Here is a 16,397-nt window from a genome sequence, read left to right on the forward strand (position 1 = left end):
TGGGCCGGGCTGCGCCCGGTACCCGCCGGAGCAACGGCAGCATCACCATCATTCGCTTTGGAGGGTGCCGAACGTTGGTCGGCACGCCTCACCCCTTGAACCGCAAGCCCACGCCCGGTTCGGTGAACAGGTAGCGCGAATCCAGCGCTGAATCGCCCAGCTTGTGCCGCAGCTTGCCGACCAGGATGCGCAGGTAATGCGTGTCGTGCTGGTGGGTCGGGCCCCAGATCTCCTGCAGGATCTGCGGCTGGGTCACCACGCGCCCGGCATTGCGCAGCAGCAGCGACAGCAATGCATACTCCTTGCGGGTCAACGCCACCGGCTCGCCCTCCAGCGCCACCTCGCGCCGCACCAGGTCCACGTGCAGGTGGCCATCGTCGAACACCGGCGGTGTGCCATCGGTCGGCACGCTGCGCGTGCGCAGCAGCGCGCGTACCCGCGCCATCAGTTCCTGCGTGCCGAACGGCTTGGTCACGTAGTCGTTGGCGCCGGTATCCAGCGCGCGCACCTTCTCGGCCTCTCCTGCGCGCACGGTCAGCATGATCACCGGCACCTGGCTCCATTGCCGCAGCTGTTCCAGCACCTCGTGGCCTTCCATGTCCGGCAGGCCGATGTCCAGGATCACCAGATCCATGTCCTCGCTGGCGGCGAGCTGCAGGCCTTCCTGCCCGGTGGCCGCCTGCCTAACCTGGTAGCCCTGCGCGCGCAGGCTGATGTCCAGGAACCGGCGGATCTGGGTTTCATCATCGATCACCAGCACGCGCGCGGCCGGTACGCTGGCATCAATCGGAGTCGGACTCATCGTGGGAGGCTGGCTTGAGCAGGGGCAGGGTGATGCGGATCAGGGTACCGCGACCGTCGCGTCCGGGCAGCGCCTGCACGCTGCCGCCATGCGCGCCGATCATGCCCTGGCAGATGGTCAGGCCCAGGCCGGTGCCGTGGCGGCCCCGGTCACCGCGTTCGACGCTGTAGAACATGTCGAAGATGCGCGCACGCTCGTCGTCGGGAATGCCGGGGCCGGCATCGATCACGTCGATGCGCAGCTGGCCGTCCAGTTCGCGCGCCTGCACCTGCACGGCGGCATCGGGCGGCGAGAATTTGGCCGCGTTCTCCATCACGTTGAACACGGCCTGTTCGACCAGTGCCGGGTGTACCCAGATCGGCGCCAGCGTAGGCGGGATGTCCAGCTCCAGCCGCACCCTGGGCTGGTAGCGCTGCAGGCGCCGCGCGGCCGAGCCGATCAGTTCGTCCACGCCGATCCAGTCGCGGTTGATCTTCAGCCCTTCATGGCCAAGCCGGGTCATGTCCAGCAGGTTCTGGATGTAGCGGTCCAGCCGTTCGCCTTCGACCAGGATGGTGTCCAGCAGGGCACGGCGATCAGCCGTATCCATCGCCGCACCGTAGCTGGCCAGGCTGTCGGCCGAACCGATCATCGCCGCCAGTGGCGAGCGCAGGTCGTGCGATACCGAAGAGAGCAGCGCCGAGCGCAGCCGCTCGGTTTCGTTGTTGACGTGCGCCTGCTCCAGTTCGGCCACCAGCCGCGTGCGCAGCGCGGCCTGGGCGATGTCATCGACCATTGCTTCGGCCAGCTGCCGTTGCTCGGGCAACAAGCGCGCCTGTGCGCCGGGCAGGTACAGGCCGGCCACGCCGACGGCGCGGTCCTCGCCATCCAGCAGCGGCAGGAACCACCACTGTGCCCCGGCCAGGGTGTCGGTGAAGCGGCCGCTGGGCTGGCCATGGCGCAACGCCCAGTCGGCGGCGGCCAGGTCGGTATCGCCGGGCTGGCTGCGGCCACCGGTTGCGGTATCCGCGCCGATCCGCAGCCACGCCGGCACGTCCATGGCCTGTTCGAGCGCATGCCGACCCGCCTGTGCCACCTCGCCGTTGCCAGCGGCACTGGCCAGCTGACGGCCCAGCTGCTGGCGCGCACGTGCGTGGCGGTTGGCTGCACGCAGCGCGATCACCTGCATGCGCAGGCGCGAGGCCAGGCGCCCGGCCACCAGTGCAGCGGCCAGGAACAGGAACACGGTGATCACGCCCTGGCGCGCACCGATGGCGAAGGTGAAGCGGGGTGCGATGAACAGGAAGTTGTAGGCGAGGAAACACAGGATCGCCGCCATCACCGCTACGCTGGCGCGCGTGCGCGCCGCCACCAGTACCACCGCTACGATGAACACCATCGACAGGTCGGCCATGCCCACCCAGCGTTCGACCAGCCATGCCACCGCACAGGCCAGCGCGGTAGCGATCAGTGCCTGCGCCGGTTCATGGCTGATGCCGCGTACCGGCGGCAGCAGGCTCTCGCGGCGTGAGCGTGCCCGCGCCTGCGGCGTGCTGATGATGGTGATCTCGTAGTGGGCGCCACGCTGGATCAACTGCTGGGTAAGGGTACGATTGAACATCCGCGCCAGGGGACGTTCTCGGGTCCGGCCCAGTACCAGGGTCGATATGCCATTGTGCGCGGCGTGGTCGAGCAGGGCATCGGCGATGCTCGAACCATGCAGCAGTTCGGCGTCACCGCCCAGCCGCCGTGCCAGTGCGAAGGCCGCGTCGATCTCGCGCCGGGTCGCTTCGTCCTGGCGCCGGCCCTGCACGGTCACCACTGTCCAGGGGGCGTCGCGGCGTTCGGCGATGCGCCGTGCCACCCGCACCAGGTATTCGCTCTGGCCACCCCCATCGATGGCCACCAGCACGCCGCGACGCAACGGCAGGTTGCCTTCGCCACGCGCGGCGCGGGTCTCGCGCAGGCTGCTGTCGACGCGGTCGGCGGCTTCCTGCATCGCCAGTTCGCGCAGCGCGGTCAGGTTGGCCGGCGAGAAGAATGCCTGCAGTGCCTGCGCAGCCTGTTCGGGCACATAGACCTTGCCTTGCTGCAGGCGCGCGATCAGTTCGCGCGGCGGCAGGTCGACCAGCACGATGTCATGCAGGCGGTCGAGCACGCCGTCCGGCACGGTTTCGCTCACGCGCACGCCGGTGATCCGCATCACCACGTCGTTGAGGCTTTCCAGGTGCTGGATATTGACCGTGGTCCAGACGTCGATGCCGGCGTCCAGTAGCTCCATCACGTCCTGCCAGCGCCGCTCATGGCGGCTGCCGGGTGCATTGCGGTGGGCCAGTTCATCCACCAGCACCAGTGCCGGGTGCCGTGCGAGCACGGCATCCAGGTCCAACTCCTGCAGGGTGTGGCCGTGGTAGGCCACTGCCTTCAGCGGCAGCTGCGGCAGGCCCTCAAGCAGCGCCTGGGTATCGGCGCGGCCGTGGGTTTCCACCAGGCCCACCACCAGGTCGGCGCCGCGGCGCAGCTGTTCCTGCGCGCGGGTCAGCATGGTGTACGTCTTGCCCACGCCCGGCGCCGCGCCGAGGAACACGGTCAGCTTGCCGCCGGCTTCGCGTTGCAGGCCTTCAACCAGGGCATCGGCCTGGCGGGTACGTGCATCAGTCATGGGGGCCGTTGTCATGGCCGCCATTGTGCGCGCCGCCGGTGCAGGCCTGCATCACGGCGCCTTGGCCGCATGGTCCAGCGCGAAGTTCAGTGTCACCACGTTCACCCGCGGCTGGCCGAACAGGCCCCACTGCCGCCCTTCGGTATGCGCCTGCACCAATGCCTGCACGCGCTCCACCGGCAGGCCACGGGCACGCGCCACGCGCGCCACCTGCAGTTGTACGGCGGCAGGCGACAGCTGCGGATCCAGGCCGCCGGCGGACTGGGTGACCAGGTCCGCCGGCACCTGCGCCGGGGCGACACCTTCGCGTGCGGCCACTGCAGCCGTGCTGGCCGCAACACGCTCGGCCAGCGCCGGGTTGCTGCGCGCCATGTTGGAACCGGCCGCGGCCATCGGGTCGTAGTTGGCCGCCGACGGACGTGCCTGGAAGTAGCCGTCACCGGTGAACGGCTGCGACAACCATGCCGAGCCGCGCACCTCGCCGCTGCCATCGCGCAGCAGGCTGCCTTCGGCCTGGGTCGGGTAGGCCAGGCCGGCAAAACCCGTGGCGATACCGGCGTAGACCGCGCCAGCCAGCAGCAGGGTGGCCAGGCCCAGGCCGATCGCCGGGCGCCAGCTGGCGCCATCCTGCAGGCTGGCCACGCGGGCCCCGGCCTTCTGTTCGCGCGGAAGGGAAGATGACGTGGACACAGAACGGTTCATGCGCCGAATACCAGGACAAGGAGGAGGTCGATCAACTTGATCGCCGCGAACGGCAGCAGTACGCCACCGACGCCGTACACCAGCATGTTCCGGCGCAGCAGCGCCGTTGCAGTGGCCGGGCGGAAGCGCACGCCACGCAGGGCGAGCGGGATCAGGGCGGGAATCACCAGGGCGTTGAAGATCAGCGCCGCCAGCACCGCGTTGCGCGGGCTGGACAGCTGCATCACGTTCAGTGCGGCCATGGTCGGAACGGCCGCGGCGAACAGCGCCGGCAGGATCGCGAAGTACTTGGAGACGTCGTTGGCCAGCGAGAAGGTGGTCAGTGCGCCGCGGGTGATCAGCTGCTGCTTGCCCACTTCCACCACCGCCAGCAGCTTGGCCGGGTCCGAATCGAGGTCGACCATGTTGCCGGCCTCCTTCGCCGCCTGCGTACCGGAGTTCATCGCCAGGCCGATGTCGGCCTGCGCCAGCGCCGGGGCGTCGTTGGTGCCGTCGCCGACCATCGCCACCAGGCGGCCACCGGCCTGCTCCTGGCGGATGCGCGCCAGTTTGTCTTCCGGGCGCGCCTCGGCGATGTAGTCGTCGACGCCGGCTTCAGCGGCGATGGCGGCGGCGGTCAGCGGGTTGTCGCCGGTGATCATCACCGTGCGGATGCCCATTGCCCGCAGCTGTGCGAATTTCTCGCGCATGCCGTGCTTGACCACGTCCGACAGCTCGATCACGCCCAGCACGTGGCGGCCCTCGGCCACCACCAGCGGCGTGGCACCATTGCGCGCGACCTGCTCGACCCGCCCGCCGAGTTCAGCCGGCACGCTGCCGCCCAGCGCCTGCACATGGGCACGGATCGCATCGGCGGCGCCCTTGCGGATCTGCCGGCCGTGTTCCAGGTCCACGCCCGACATGCGGGTCTGTGCACTGAAGGCGAGGTAGTCGGCATGGTCCGGTTCGGCGGTGGTGCAGCCCTGTTCGCGTGCCAGGCGCACGATCGACTTGCCTTCAGGGGTCGGGTCGGCCAGCGAGGACAGCAGTGCCGCTTCGCGCAGCTGGCTGGCGTCGATGCCGGCCAGCGGATGGAAGTGGCTGGCCTGGCGGTCGCCGTAGGTGATGGTGCCGGTCTTGTCCAGCAGCAGCACGTCGACGTCGCCGGCCACTTCCACCGCCTTGCCCGACTTGGCCAGCACATTGGCGGCCAGCGCACGGTTCATGCCGGCGATGCCGATGGCCGGCAGCAGGCCGCCGATGGTGGTCGGGATCAGGCACACCAGCAGCGCGATCAGCAGCAGCGGATCGACCTGCACGCCCACGGCTGCACCGATGGCCGGCAGCGTCGCCACCACCATCAGGAAGGTCAGCGTCATCGCCGCCAGCAGCAGGGTCAGCGCGATCTCGTTCGGGGTCTTCTGCCGGTTGGCGCCCTCCACCAGGGCGATCATCCGGTCCAGGAAGCTGTGTCCCGGTTCGGCGGTCACCCGCACGATGATCTGGTCGGACAGCACCTTGGTGCCACCGATCACGCCGGAGCGGTCGGTACCAGCCTCGCGCAGCACGGGGGCCGATTCGCCGGTCACCGCCGCTTCGTTGATGGTGGCCAGGCCCTGCACGATCTCGCCATCGGCCGGCACCAGTTCACCGGCACTGACGATCACGTGGTCGCCCGGGCGCAGTTCGGCGGCCGGCACCTGGGTTTCAGCGGCACCCGGCTGCGGCGCAGCCAGCCGGCGCGCCACCAGGTCCTGGCGGGCTCGGCGCAGCGAGGCGGCCTGGCCACGGCCGCGCGCTTCGGCCACCGCCTCGGCGAAGTTGCCGAACAACACGGTCACCAGCAGGATCGCGGTCACCGCCAGGCCGAAGCCCAGCGGCGCATTGCCGGTCAGGGTGACGATCGCGGCGACGATCGTGCCGGCCATCACCACCGCCATCACCGGGCTGCGCACCAGATGCATCGGCGACAGCTTGCGCACCGCTTCGACCAGCGCATGGCGCAGGCCGGCGCCATCAAGCAGGGCGGGGCGCGGTGCATGGGTACTACGGGTTGAACTTGCTTGGGTACTCATCGGGGTGTCCTTAGTGCAGTCCCAGGCTCAGGTGGTCGGCGATCGGGCCGAGTACCAGCGCCGGCATGAACTGCAGCACGGTCAGGATGACGATCACCGAGACCAAGGTCAGGGCGAAGGTCGGGGTTTCGATCTGCAGGCTGCCGGCAGACTCCGGCGCCTGGCGCTTGGCGGCGAGCTGTGCGGCCACCACCAGCGGGATGATCAGCAGCGGGAAGCGGCCCAGCAGCAGCACCAGCGAACAGCTCAGGTTCCACCACAGCGTGGCGTCAGCCAGCCCTTCGAATCCGGAGCCGTTGTTGGCGTAGGCCGAGACATACTCGTAGAACACCTGGCTGATGCCATGGAAACCGGGATTGGAGGTGCCGGCCAGGCCGGGCACGGCCAGGGTGATCGCGGTGAACACCAGCAGGGTGATCGGCTGCAGCAGCACCAGCAGGGCCAGCAGCCGCACCTGTGGCGTCTCCAGCTTGCGGCCGAACAGTTCCGGCGTGCGCCCAGTCATCAACCCGGCCAGGAACACGCCCAGCAGCAGATAGACGATGAACTGCTGCAGGCCACAGCCGATGCCGCCCCAGATCGCGCTGACCAGCATGTTGACCATCGCGATGCCACCGCTCAGCGGCGCCAGCGAATCGTGCATGCCGTTCACCGAGCCGTTGGAGACCTGGGTGGTCACCGCCGCCCACAGCGCCGTGCCGTCGGCGCCGAAGCGCACTTCCTTGCCTTCCATCAGCAGCGGGGTGGCGGCGCTGGCGCTATGCCCTTCGCTCCACACCGTCGCGCCGGTGGACAGCAGCGACATGCCCAGCATGCAGCTGAACACCAGCGCGCCAAAGCGACGGCGCCCGGTGAACGCGCCGATCATGAAGATCACCGCCATCGGCACCAGCAGGATGCCGACGATCTCCAGCGCGTTCGACAGCGGGGTCGGGTTCTCCAGCGGGAAGCTGCTGTTCGGGCCGTACCAGCCGCCACCGTTGGCACCCAGCTGCTTGGCCGCGACCATCGCCGCCACCGGGCCCAACGGCAGTTTCTGTTCGGCCATGCCGGCGCTGGCATCGATCGGCGTGGCCTGCGGCCCACCGGCCATCGTCGACGGTACGCCCTGGCTGGCCAGCAGCAGGGTCCATACCAGGCACAGCGGCAGCAGGAAGCGCACGCACAGGCGCACCACGTCCACGTAGTAGTTGCCGACCGCCACCTGGCGATCATCGCCGGTACCGCTGGCCGCCGTGGCCTGCGGCGCACGCGAGAACAACGCGCGCAGCGTCGCCACCGCCAGCGCCAGGCCCATCATCGGTGTCACCACCTGCAGGCCGGTGATGCCGGTCATCTGCGAGAGGTAGGACAGCTGTGCCTGGCCCGAATAGTGCTGCTGGTTGGTGTTGGTCAGGAACGAGATCATCGTGTGCAGCGCGGTGTCCCAGCGCATGTTCGGGATCTGGTCCGGATTCAGCGGCAGCCAGGCCTGGGTCATGAACACCGCCTGGGTCAACACAGCGACCACCACGTTGCTCAGCACGAAGGCCAGCACGTAGCCGCGCCAGGACATCGAGCGCGACGGATCGACGCCGAACACCCTGTACAGCGGCTTTTCGATCCAGTGGAACAGCACGTCGACCTTCATCGGCGTACCGCGCATCACGCGCGCCAGGTACAGGCCCAGCGGCCAGGCCAGCAGCACGCTGGCGGCAAGAATGGCAAGAATCTCAGTCATGGCAGTCTCCGCTCAGAACGACTCGGGCCGCAGCACGACATAAAGAAGATAGGCGGCGGCGACCAGCACCAGCACGCCACACAACAACGACAGCCAGGGGGACATTGCAATAGCGTCCTGGTGGAACCCCTCCACCTCAGGCCGTCATCGTCATCCTGCCCCCCATAAACGCACTACGCGCCGGACCGGGCCGACGCGTAAAGAGTGCATAAATTCCGCGGGCCAAGCCGTAACCAGGCCTGCCTTCCGTAGAGCCGGGCATGGGCCCGGCTCTGCAACGGGAATCAAGGAACCTGGCTCGCCGGCACCAGCCCCTTCAGTTCGCGGTAACGCTGCAGGCTGCTTTCGATTTCCGCCTTCAGCGCCTGCTGCTGCTGCAGGAATCCGGCCTGCAGGCGCTGCTGCGACTGCAGCTGCACGTGCCGCTGGCGGATCGCCTCGGCCTGCTTGTCGGCCACCTTGGCACCGGCCAGTTCACGGTCACCGGCGGCTGAAAGCAGCGCCACCAGCGATTCGCGCAGGCTGGTGACGTTGTACTCGGCGGTCTTGAGGTTGTTGTCCAGCACTTCCTGGCGTTCGGCGAACACCCGGCGCAGGTCGTCCTCGCTGCCATAGGTGGACAGCATCGCCTGCTCGGTGCGCTGGCGGGTCTGCTCGGCCATCAGGTCCAGCTGCTGCTGCTGTGCCACGGTGCTGGCCGCGGCGCGCTCTTCGTCAGTCAACGCGCGCTGGACCTGCGCATTGCGCAGGCCGCTTTTCGCATTGAACTCCTCGCGGGCGTGATTGACAGCATCGGCCGGCAGCGAATCACTGCAGATCCGCTCCTTGCCCTCGTTCCAGCAGTACAGCTTCTTTTCCACCTTGCCGCCGTCGCGCGACTGCGCCGGCAGCGTGAACGGCACGGCCAGCAGCAGGCCGGCAAAGAGAACAGCAGGAACTCGGGACATGACCTTTCCCCTGGTCGGTCAGCGGATCGAACGAACGCCGTACTGGGCCCGGTAGGCTTCCAGCGGCTGTCGGTAGCCCACAAGTTCCGGGTTGCCGGAGGCGAAATCAAGCAGATCGGCCAGCGATGCCACGGCGATCACCGGAATGCCGGCCTCTTCGGCCACCGATTGCGCCGCCGAACGGCGGTCGGTTTCCGAGGCGATCTCCTGGCGGTCCAGTGCCACCACGATGCCGGCCGGGGTGCCGCCGGCAGTGCGGATGATGTCCAGCGCTTCGCGGATCGCGGTACCGGCGGTGATCACGTCATCGACGATCAGCACGCGCTTGCCATTCATGTCGGCGCCGATCAGCTTGCCGCCTTCGCCATGGTCCTTGGCTTCCTTGCGGTTGAACGACAGCGGCAGGTCGCGGCCCCGCTGGGCCAGCTCGCAGGCCATCGCGGTGGCCAGCGGGATGCCCTTGTAGGCCGGGCCGAACACCACGTCGTACTTGATCCCGGTGGCGTCGATGGCATCGGCATAGCAGGCGCCGAGCTGCGACAGCAGCGAACCGGAGTCGAAACGACCGGCGTTGAAGAAATAGGGGCTCAGCCGGCCGGACTTGAGGGTGAACTGGCCGAAGCGCAGGGCGTCGGCGGTCAGGGCCAGCTGCAGGAAACGGTGGCGGTGGTCGCTCATCAAAACTCGATTCATCTTCATTTGGAGCACAAATCCTAATCCAGCTGGGCGTTTCGCGCTCGTCCGGGCCCTTGTGAAGGCTGTCCAGGCCCGGCCCTGCGGACTGCGCAGCGCTGCGGGCAACCGGTATGCTTGCCCGGTTTCCCGCCGCAGGTCCCCGCATGCGCATCATCAGTTTCAACGCCAATGGCATCCGTTCCGCCGCGACCAAGGGCTTCCTCGACTGGTTCCGTGCCCAGGACGCGGACGTCCTGTGCATCCAGGAAACCAAGGCCCAGGAAGACCAGCTGACCGACCCGATGTTCCGCCCCGATGGCCACCACTGCTTCTACCGCGACGCCATCACCAAGAAGGGCTACAGCGGCGTGGCGATCTACAGCAAGCGCGAGCCGGACCAGGTCATCACCTCGCTGGGCTGGGCCCCGTTCGACGACGAAGGCCGCTACATCGAGGCACGCTACGGCAACCTCAGCGTGGTCTCCTTCTATATCCCGTCCGGCAGCTCGGGCGACCTGCGCCAGGGCTTCAAGTTCGAAGTGATGGAATGGCTGCGGCCGATCCTCGAGGAGTGGGCGCGCAGCGGCCGCGACTACGTGCTGTGCGGCGACTGGAACATCGTGCGTTCGGCGCTGGACATCAAGAACTGGAAGTCCAACCAGAAGAATTCCGGCTGCCTGCCGGAAGAGCGCGACTGGCTCAACGCCCTCTGCGCCGACCACGGCCAGGCGACCGATGTCGCCGCTGGCCGCGGCTGGGCCGATGCCTACCGCCTGCTCAACCCCACCGGCGAGGACTACACCTGGTGGAGCAACCGTGGCGCCGCCCGCGCCAACAATGTCGGTTGGCGCATCGATTACCAGTTCGTCACCCCGGGCCTGCGCGACAAACTGCGTAGCTGTTCGATCTACCGCGACGAGCGCTTCTCCGACCACGCGCCGTTCACCGTGGACTACGACCTGTGACCGAGGCCGCCACGCCGGTCAGCTACAAGGGCTGGGCAGGCATCAAGCGCGCCTTCGGTACCCCGTCGGCGCTGACCATGGCCATGCTCGGGTTCGGCAGCGGCCTGCCGTTCCTGCTGATCGCTTCGCAGACGCTGTCCACGCGCCTGCGAGACGTCGGCCTGGACCTGGGCAGCATCGGCCTGATCAGCCTGGCCAGCTTCTTCTACCTGCTCAAGTTCCTGTGGGCACCGCTGCTGGACCGCTATGCCTTTCCGCTGCTGGGCGGGCTCGGCCGCCGCCGTTCGTGGCTGCTGGTGTCGCAGGTGCTGGTGCTGGTTGGCCTGGTCGCGCTGGCCTTCGTGCGGCCGGAGGAGGGTGTCTGGCCGCTGGTGATGTGGGTGCTGGTGGCGTCGTTCGCCGGTGCCACCCAGGACTCCGCCGTCGATGCCTATCGCATCGAGATCGCACCGCAGGCCGCCCAGGCGGCGCTGGCGGCCACCTATACGCTGGGTTACCGGATCGGCCTGATCCTGGCCGGTGCTGGTGCGCTGTACCTGGCGCAGTTCGAAGGCTGGATCGTCGCCTATCTGGCGATGGCAGCGCTGATGCTGCTGCCGATCGTCACCACCCTGCTGTGCGCCGAACCGGAGCGCCCGGCCATCGCCGTGCAACGCCGCATCGATATCGCCGAAGCATTCGTCCAGCCCATCTCCAGCTTCTTCAGCCGCAATGGCGTGGCGCTGGCGCTGGTGCTGCTGGCCTTCGTCGGCCTGTTCAAGTTCCCCGATCAGGTGATCGGTGTGATGGCCGGGCCGTTCTATCTCGATTCGGGGTTCGACAAGGCCGACATCGCCACCGTGTCCAAGCTGTTCGGCGTGTGGATGGGAATCGGCGGCGCGTTCCTGGGCGGCATCGCGGTAGCCGCGTTCGGCTTCCGCCGCATGCTGCTGGTGGCCGCACTGGGCGTGGCGCTGTCCAATCTCGCCTTCCTGCTGATGGCGCACAATCCGGGCAAGCTGTGGGCGTTCTATGCCGCGCTCAGTGCCGACAACCTGTTCCAGGGCTTTGCCGGCACCGTGCTGGTCGCCTTCATGTCGTCGCTGACCGACCGCAACTTCACCGCCACCCAGTACGCGCTGCTGGTCTCTCTCGCCAACCTGCCGGGCAAGTTCGTCGGCGGTGTCTCCGGCTATATCGTCGAAGCCACGTCCTACAGCACGTTCTTCATCCTCAGCTCGATCACCGTGGTGCCGACCCTGCTGCTGCTGGCGTGGCTGTGGCCGCGGATCGCCGACCGCGGGCCGCCGGTCGCCTGATTGCCTGCCCGCCCCGACTGCGGGATCATCGCCCCCGACGCGCCGAGGGGGCGGTGCCTTGCGAACGGGGAAGTGAGCATGGCCGATGTTGTGCTGCGGGACCTGGACCCGCTGCTGCTGGAACGTATCCGACGCGTCGCGGTTGCCCGCGGCTGGACCCACGAACAGACCTGCGCCGCCTTGCTGGAGCAGGGCCTGTTCAGTAGCGAACTGGAGGTCCGCTCCGGCTTCGGCGATCCCGAAGTGGACGCGCTCTCCGACGCCATCGCCGCCCTGCAGGCCCTGCCCGCAGGACAGGGCTTCGATTAGCGCCTTTGGGGAGTCGAGCCATGCTCGACTGCCGTTCCCGGTAGATCCACGCCATGCGCGGATGGCACCACCTCACGCCAGGTGGATCGCGCCCAGGATCCGCGGCCCTTTCGCCCCGGTCACGCTCGGCAGGTTGCCGGCCAGCCCGTCCATCGTCCGCTGCGCCAGCCAGGCAAAGCCCATCGCCTCGACGTACTCCGGGTCCAGCCCGTGCACCGCGCTGGACTCCACCTGCACTCCCGGCAGCCGCGCCGCCAGGCGCTTCATCAGCTGCTGGTTGCGCACCCCACCGCCACAGACCAGCAGGCGCCGGGTCTGCGGCTGCTGCGCCAGCAGCGCATCGACTACGGTCGCCACGGTCAGCTCCAGCAGGGTGGCCTGCACATCGGCGGCGGCGTACTGGCCTTCGTCCATATGCGCCTCGGCCCATGCCAGGTGGAACTGTTCGCGGCCCGTGCTCTTCGGCGGCGGAAGCGTGAACCACGGGTCGGACCGCCAGCTGGCCAACAGGCTCTCGTCCACCGCACCACTGGCGGCATACGCGCCGTCGGCATCGAAGGTGCGGCCGGTGTGGCGCTGGCACCAGGCATCCATCAGCGCGTTGGCCGGGCCGGTATCGAAGCCACGCACCGCGCCCTCGCGCGGAATCAGGGTCAGGTTGGCGATGCCGCCCAGGTTGAGCACCGCACGGTCTTCATCGGCGGTGCCCAGCATGCCCAGATGGAAGGCCGGCATCAGCGGCGCACCATGGCCCCCGGCCGCCACGTCGCGGCGGCGGAAGTCGGACACCGTGGTGATCCCGGTCAGCTCGGCGATGCGGTTGCCGTCGCCCAGTTGTACGGTGAACGCCGGGTCGGCCAGCGGGCGGTGGCGCACGGTCTGCCCATGCGAGCCGATCGCGCGCACCTGGCTGCGGTCCACGCCGGCTTCGGCCAGCAGCTGGTTGGCGGCGTCGGCGAAGTTGATCGCGATCCGCGCATCCAGCTCGCCCAGTTCCTCCAGCGAGTCCAGCGGCCCACCTTCACCCAGCGCCACCAGCCGCGCACGTAGCACCGGCTCCCAGCGGGCGGTCAGGCCGTGCACGAAGCGGCAGCCACCGCCACTGGGGAACTGCACCAGCGCGGCATCGATGCCATCGGCGCTGGTGCCCGACATCAGGCCAAGGTAAAGGGGGGCGTCAACGTCGGCAGTCGTGTTCATGGCAGGCATAAAAAAAGGACGCGGCAAGCTTGGGCTGCCGCGTCCTTCTTCGTCAACGCAGGGGCTCAGCCGCGCTTGCGGCCGGTCGCCTGCTTGTCCTTGGCACTGGCCACCTCGGGGGCGGCCTCGTCGCGGCTGGTCGGTGCCGGGCTGGCATCGGCGTAGATCAGCTTCTCCATGCCCTGGATGCGCGCCATCGCCGGTGCGGTCTGCGCGCGGAAGGCGACCAGCTCGGCACCCTTCAGCGGCTCCGGCGGCGGCATGGTTACGGTCAGCGGGTTGCGGTGCTCGCCGTTGACGCGGAATTCGTAGTGCAGGTGCGGGCCGGTCGCCAGGCCGGTCGAGCCGACATAGCCGATCACCGTGCCCTGGGCCACGCGCTGGCCTGTCTTGATGTTCGCAAAGCGCGACATGTGGCCGTACAGGGTGGTGTGGCCACGGCCGTGGTCGAGGATCACCACGTTGCCGTAGCCGCGCTGCACGCCAGCGAACTGCACGCGGGCGTCGCCGGCGGCCATGATCGGGGTGCCGGTGCGCGCAGCGTAGTCCACGCCCTTGTGCATGCGCATCTTGCCCAGCACCGGGTGCTTGCGCGCACCGAAGGTCGAGCTCAGCCGCGCGAACGGGATCGGCATGCGGATGAAGCTCTTCTTCAGCGAGCGGCCGTTGATGTCGTAGTACTCGGACTTGCCGTTGCGGTCGAAGCGGAAGCCGGAATAGGTCTTGCCCCCGGTGGTGAAGGTCGCCGCCAGGATCTTGCTGGTGTCCACCTTCTCGCCTTCGCGCCAGGTCTCATCCATCACCACGCTGAAGCGATCGCCCGGTTGCAGGTCTTTCGAGAAGTCGATGTCGTACTTGAAAATGTCGTCGGTCATCGTCGCGATCGCCGACGGCGACAGCCCGGCCCGGCGGGCTGCGGCATACAGCGAACTGGTGATCTCGCCGCTGGTGACCACGGTGCGCGTGGAAGTCTCGCGCTGGGTCACCTTCTCCTTGATGTCATCGCCGGCCAGGCTCAGTTCGACCCGGTTGTCGGCATCCCGGTCGAAACGGATGCTGCGCAGGTCGCCGGACAGCGGCATGTCGAAGGCGATCTCGGCACCCGGGCGAAGCTTGGTCAGCGCCTCACGCGCGCCCGGGTGGTCCAGTACCCGGTGCAGGGTGGTGGCCGGGATGCCAGCCTTGTCGAACAGGTCGCTCAGGGTCTGGCCGCGCTGCACCCGCAGCACCTGCCAGCTGTCACCGGGCACCTGCTGCTGGCGGGCCATCGCCAGCGGCGGCAACGGCAGCGCCAGGCTGGTGTGGCTGTCGGCGTAAGGTGCATCGATGGTGTGCGAGAAGCCGGGGACGATCGTCGCCACCAGGGCGCCGATGGTCGCGAACAGGCTGGCGTGCATCCAATGGCGGCGGGTCCAGCGCTCATTGAAGGCGGCGGGAAGATGATGCCTGAGCTTCCGATGCAGGGCGTTGTCGTGCAGGACGTGGAGGCGTTCCTGGAAGCGCTGCTTGCGTGCGCGCCCTTGTTCGGAATTGTGCATCTGCGGTTTTTTCCTGGCGGCCCGGGAGCGCGGGCCTGATCGCCGGTTACCATAGACACCTGAGAAAACCGCGTCAAACCCTTGTGCCCATTGGCTTTTGTGAAGCCAATCGGGTTAACTTTGCTTTAACACCCCACACAAGAATCGGCGTTGCCGGGAGTAGTCACGTGTCCTCGATTGAAGAAGCCCTTGCCCTGATCGGCCGCGGTGCCGACGAGATCCTCAAGCTCGAGGATCTGCGTGCGCGCCTGCAGGAAGGCCGCCCGCTGCGGATCAAGGCCGGCTTCGACCCCACTGCGCCCGACCTGCACCTGGGCCATACGGTGCTGCTGAACAAGATGCGCCAGTTCCAGGACCTCGGCCACCAGGTCATTTTCCTGATCGGCGACTTCACCGGCATGATCGGGGACCCGTCCGGCAAGAGCCTGACCCGCAAGCCGCTCAGCCGCGACGACGTGCTGGCCAACGCCCGGACCTATGAGGAACAGGTGTTCAAGGTGCTGGATCGCAGCCGTACCGAGGTCCGCTTCAACTCGGAGTGGTTCGGCAAGATGGGCGCGGCCGACATGATCCGCCTGGCCGGCCAGCACACCGTGGCACGCATGCTCGAGCGCGACGACTTCGCCAAGCGCTATGCCGCCCAGCAGTCCATCGCCATCCACGAATTCCTGTACCCGCTGGTGCAGGGCTACGACTCGGTGGCCCTGGAAGCCGATGTCGAGCTCGGCGGCACCGACCAGAAGTTCAACCTGCTGATGGGCCGTGGCCTGCAGGAGCACCACGGCCAGAAGCCGCAGGTCGTGCTGACCATGCCGCTGCTGGAAGGCCTGGATGGCGTCAACAAGATGTCCAAGTCGCTGGGCAACTACATTGGCATCAGCGAGCCGGCCATCGACATCGTCACCAAGACCATGAAGGTGGACGACACCCTGATGTGGCGCTGGATCGAGCTGCTGTCCTTCGACATCAGCCAGGCCGAAGCCGTGCAGCTGCGTGAGCAGGTGGCCAGTGGTGTCCTGAACCCGCGCGTGGTCAAGCTGCGCCTGGCACGTGAACTGGCGACCCGCTTCCACGACGCTGCGGCGGCCGAGCAGGCCATTGCCGGCTGGGAAGCGGCGGTGACCGGGCAGGGGGACATCACCCAGCTGCCGCTGCAGGACGTGGTGATCCCGGTCGAAGGCCTGCGTATCGCCGCACTGCTGACTGCGGCCGGCCTGACCCCCAGCAATTCCGAAGCCAACCGCAAGCTCAAGGAGCGCGCGGTCAAGGTCGACGGCGAAGTGGTCGAAGACGGCCAGCAGGTGCTGCAGCCCGGCTTCGAAGGCCTGCTGCAGGTCGGCAAGCGCACCTTCGCCCGCGTGCGCCTGGTCGCTGCCTGAGACAAAGGAAGGGCCGGCGCAGCCGGCCCTTCCTTATGTTCTTGTAGAGCCAAGCCCGCGCTTGGCTGCTCTTCGCGGGATCCCGCAGCGCGACGGATGAACGGATGCAACATCCGTTGAAAAAAATCGCCACACCCCCTTCACAAATGATGGGAATGGGGACATAC

14 protein-coding genes are annotated in these 16,397 nt (G+C 68.0%); 4 read left to right on the top strand and 10 right to left on the bottom strand.

Annotation, left to right across the window (positions count from 1 at the left end; genetic code table 11):
• Positions 1-88 precede the first annotated feature (88 nt).
• The 8 genes from ACYKG1_RS01505 to pyrE form a co-directional block, all read right to left on the bottom strand.
• Positions 89-802, bottom strand: coding sequence for a response regulator transcription factor (locus tag ACYKG1_RS01505; RefSeq protein ID WP_100474881.1), 714 nt, complete (start codon positions 800-802; stop codon positions 89-91).
• Positions 783-3,443: a sensor histidine kinase gene (locus ACYKG1_RS01510; RefSeq protein ID WP_100474880.1), complete on the bottom strand. Its 2,661-nt coding sequence runs from the start codon at positions 3,441-3,443 to the stop codon at positions 783-785. Before ACYKG1_RS01510 ends, ACYKG1_RS01505 begins: the two co-directional genes overlap by 20 nt.
• Positions 3,444-3,494: 51 nt before the next feature.
• Entirely contained in the window at positions 3,495-4,145 is a 651-nt protein-coding gene (kdpC, locus tag ACYKG1_RS01515) for a potassium-transporting ATPase subunit KdpC (protein ID WP_478471609.1), read from the bottom strand.
• Complete coding sequence (gene kdpB, locus ACYKG1_RS01520; protein WP_478471610.1) at positions 4,142-6,199, bottom strand: potassium-transporting ATPase subunit KdpB; 2,058 nt, start codon at positions 6,197-6,199, stop codon at positions 4,142-4,144. The genes kdpC and kdpB overlap by 4 nt, the downstream gene beginning before the upstream one ends.
• Before the next feature lie 10 nt (positions 6,200-6,209).
• Positions 6,210-7,919, bottom strand: coding sequence for a potassium-transporting ATPase subunit KdpA (kdpA, locus tag ACYKG1_RS01525; protein WP_478471612.1), 1,710 nt, complete (start codon positions 7,917-7,919; stop codon positions 6,210-6,212).
• A gap of 12 nt (positions 7,920-7,931) precedes the next feature.
• A complete protein-coding gene (locus ACYKG1_RS01530) occupies positions 7,932-8,024 on the bottom strand; it encodes a potassium-transporting ATPase subunit F (RefSeq protein ID WP_005407770.1) in 93 nt (30 codons plus the stop codon).
• A gap of 179 nt (positions 8,025-8,203) precedes the next feature.
• A complete protein-coding gene (locus ACYKG1_RS01535; RefSeq protein WP_262083960.1) occupies positions 8,204-8,866 on the bottom strand; it encodes a hypothetical protein in 663 nt (220 codons plus the stop codon).
• Positions 8,867-8,884: 18 nt separating this feature from the next.
• On the bottom strand, positions 8,885-9,544 hold the full coding sequence (gene pyrE, locus ACYKG1_RS01540) for an orotate phosphoribosyltransferase (protein WP_100474875.1): 660 nt from the start codon (positions 9,542-9,544) through the stop codon (positions 8,885-8,887).
• A gap of 161 nt (positions 9,545-9,705) precedes the next feature.
• Between pyrE and ACYKG1_RS01545 the strand changes: the two genes are divergently transcribed.
• The 3 genes from ACYKG1_RS01545 to ACYKG1_RS01555 all read left to right on the top strand — a co-directional run bounded on the left by ACYKG1_RS01545 (position 9,706) and on the right by ACYKG1_RS01555 (position 12,113).
• On the top strand, positions 9,706-10,506 hold the full coding sequence (locus ACYKG1_RS01545) for an exodeoxyribonuclease III (protein ID WP_262083959.1): 801 nt from the start codon (positions 9,706-9,708) through the stop codon (positions 10,504-10,506).
• Complete coding sequence (locus ACYKG1_RS01550) at positions 10,503-11,804, top strand: AmpG family muropeptide MFS transporter (protein ID WP_262227505.1); 1,302 nt, start codon at positions 10,503-10,505, stop codon at positions 11,802-11,804. Before ACYKG1_RS01545 ends, ACYKG1_RS01550 begins: the two co-directional genes overlap by 4 nt.
• A gap of 78 nt (positions 11,805-11,882) precedes the next feature.
• Positions 11,883-12,113 carry a hypothetical protein gene (locus tag ACYKG1_RS01555; RefSeq protein ID WP_005420465.1) on the top strand — a complete coding sequence of 77 codons (231 nt, stop codon included), beginning with the start codon at positions 11,883-11,885 and terminating at the stop codon, positions 12,111-12,113.
• 72 nt (positions 12,114-12,185) lie between these two features.
• On the opposite strand, the gene ACYKG1_RS01560 is transcribed toward ACYKG1_RS01555, so the two are convergent.
• A complete protein-coding gene (locus tag ACYKG1_RS01560; protein ID WP_100475278.1) occupies positions 12,186-13,313 on the bottom strand; it encodes an anhydro-N-acetylmuramic acid kinase in 1,128 nt (375 codons plus the stop codon).
• A gap of 65 nt (positions 13,314-13,378) precedes the next feature.
• Positions 13,379-14,851: a M23 family metallopeptidase gene (locus ACYKG1_RS01565; protein WP_100474838.1), complete on the bottom strand. Its 1,473-nt coding sequence runs from the start codon at positions 14,849-14,851 to the stop codon at positions 13,379-13,381.
• 167 nt (positions 14,852-15,018) lie between these two features.
• Here ACYKG1_RS01565 and tyrS point away from each other — a divergent pair, with 167 nt between their 5' ends.
• Positions 15,019-16,230, top strand: a complete 1,212-nt coding sequence (gene tyrS, locus ACYKG1_RS01570) for a tyrosine--tRNA ligase (RefSeq protein WP_262227507.1) — start codon at positions 15,019-15,021, stop codon at positions 16,228-16,230.
• Positions 16,231-16,397: the final 167 nt, after the last annotated feature.

Source organism: Stenotrophomonas sp. 85239_Sma, from assembly GCF_056481725.1.

What these genes read in the sequence shown, in the direction of transcription:
- ACYKG1_RS01505 (WP_100474881.1), bottom strand. Translation starts at nt 802, where the DNA reads ATGAGTCCGACTCCGATTGATGCCAGCGTACCGGCCGCGCGCGTGCTG.
- kdpA (WP_478471612.1), bottom strand. Translation starts at nt 7,919, where the DNA reads ATGACTGAGATTCTTGCCATTCTTGCCGCCAGCGTGCTGCTGGCCTGG.
- ACYKG1_RS01535 (WP_262083960.1), bottom strand. Translation starts at nt 8,866, where the DNA reads ATGTCCCGAGTTCCTGCTGTTCTCTTTGCCGGCCTGCTGCTGGCCGTG.
- pyrE (WP_100474875.1), bottom strand. Translation starts at nt 9,544, where the DNA reads ATGAGCGACCACCGCCACCGTTTCCTGCAGCTGGCCCTGACCGCCGAC.
- kdpB (WP_478471610.1), bottom strand. Translation starts at nt 6,199, where the DNA reads ATGAGTACCCAAGCAAGTTCAACCCGTAGTACCCATGCACCGCGCCCC.
- ACYKG1_RS01510 (WP_100474880.1), bottom strand. Translation starts at nt 3,443, where the DNA reads ATGACTGATGCACGTACCCGCCAGGCCGATGCCCTGGTTGAAGGCCTG.
- ACYKG1_RS01565 (WP_100474838.1), bottom strand. Translation starts at nt 14,851, where the DNA reads ATGCACAATTCCGAACAAGGGCGCGCACGCAAGCAGCGCTTCCAGGAA.
- ACYKG1_RS01545 (WP_262083959.1), top strand. Translation starts at nt 9,706, where the DNA reads ATGCGCATCATCAGTTTCAACGCCAATGGCATCCGTTCCGCCGCGACC.
- ACYKG1_RS01560 (WP_100475278.1), bottom strand. Translation starts at nt 13,313, where the DNA reads ATGAACACGACTGCCGACGTTGACGCCCCCCTTTACCTTGGCCTGATG.
- ACYKG1_RS01530 (WP_005407770.1), bottom strand. Translation starts at nt 8,024, where the DNA reads ATGTCCCCCTGGCTGTCGTTGTTGTGTGGCGTGCTGGTGCTGGTCGCC.
- kdpC (WP_478471609.1), bottom strand. Translation starts at nt 4,145, where the DNA reads ATGAACCGTTCTGTGTCCACGTCATCTTCCCTTCCGCGCGAACAGAAG.
- ACYKG1_RS01555 (WP_005420465.1), top strand. Translation starts at nt 11,883, where the DNA reads ATGGCCGATGTTGTGCTGCGGGACCTGGACCCGCTGCTGCTGGAACGT.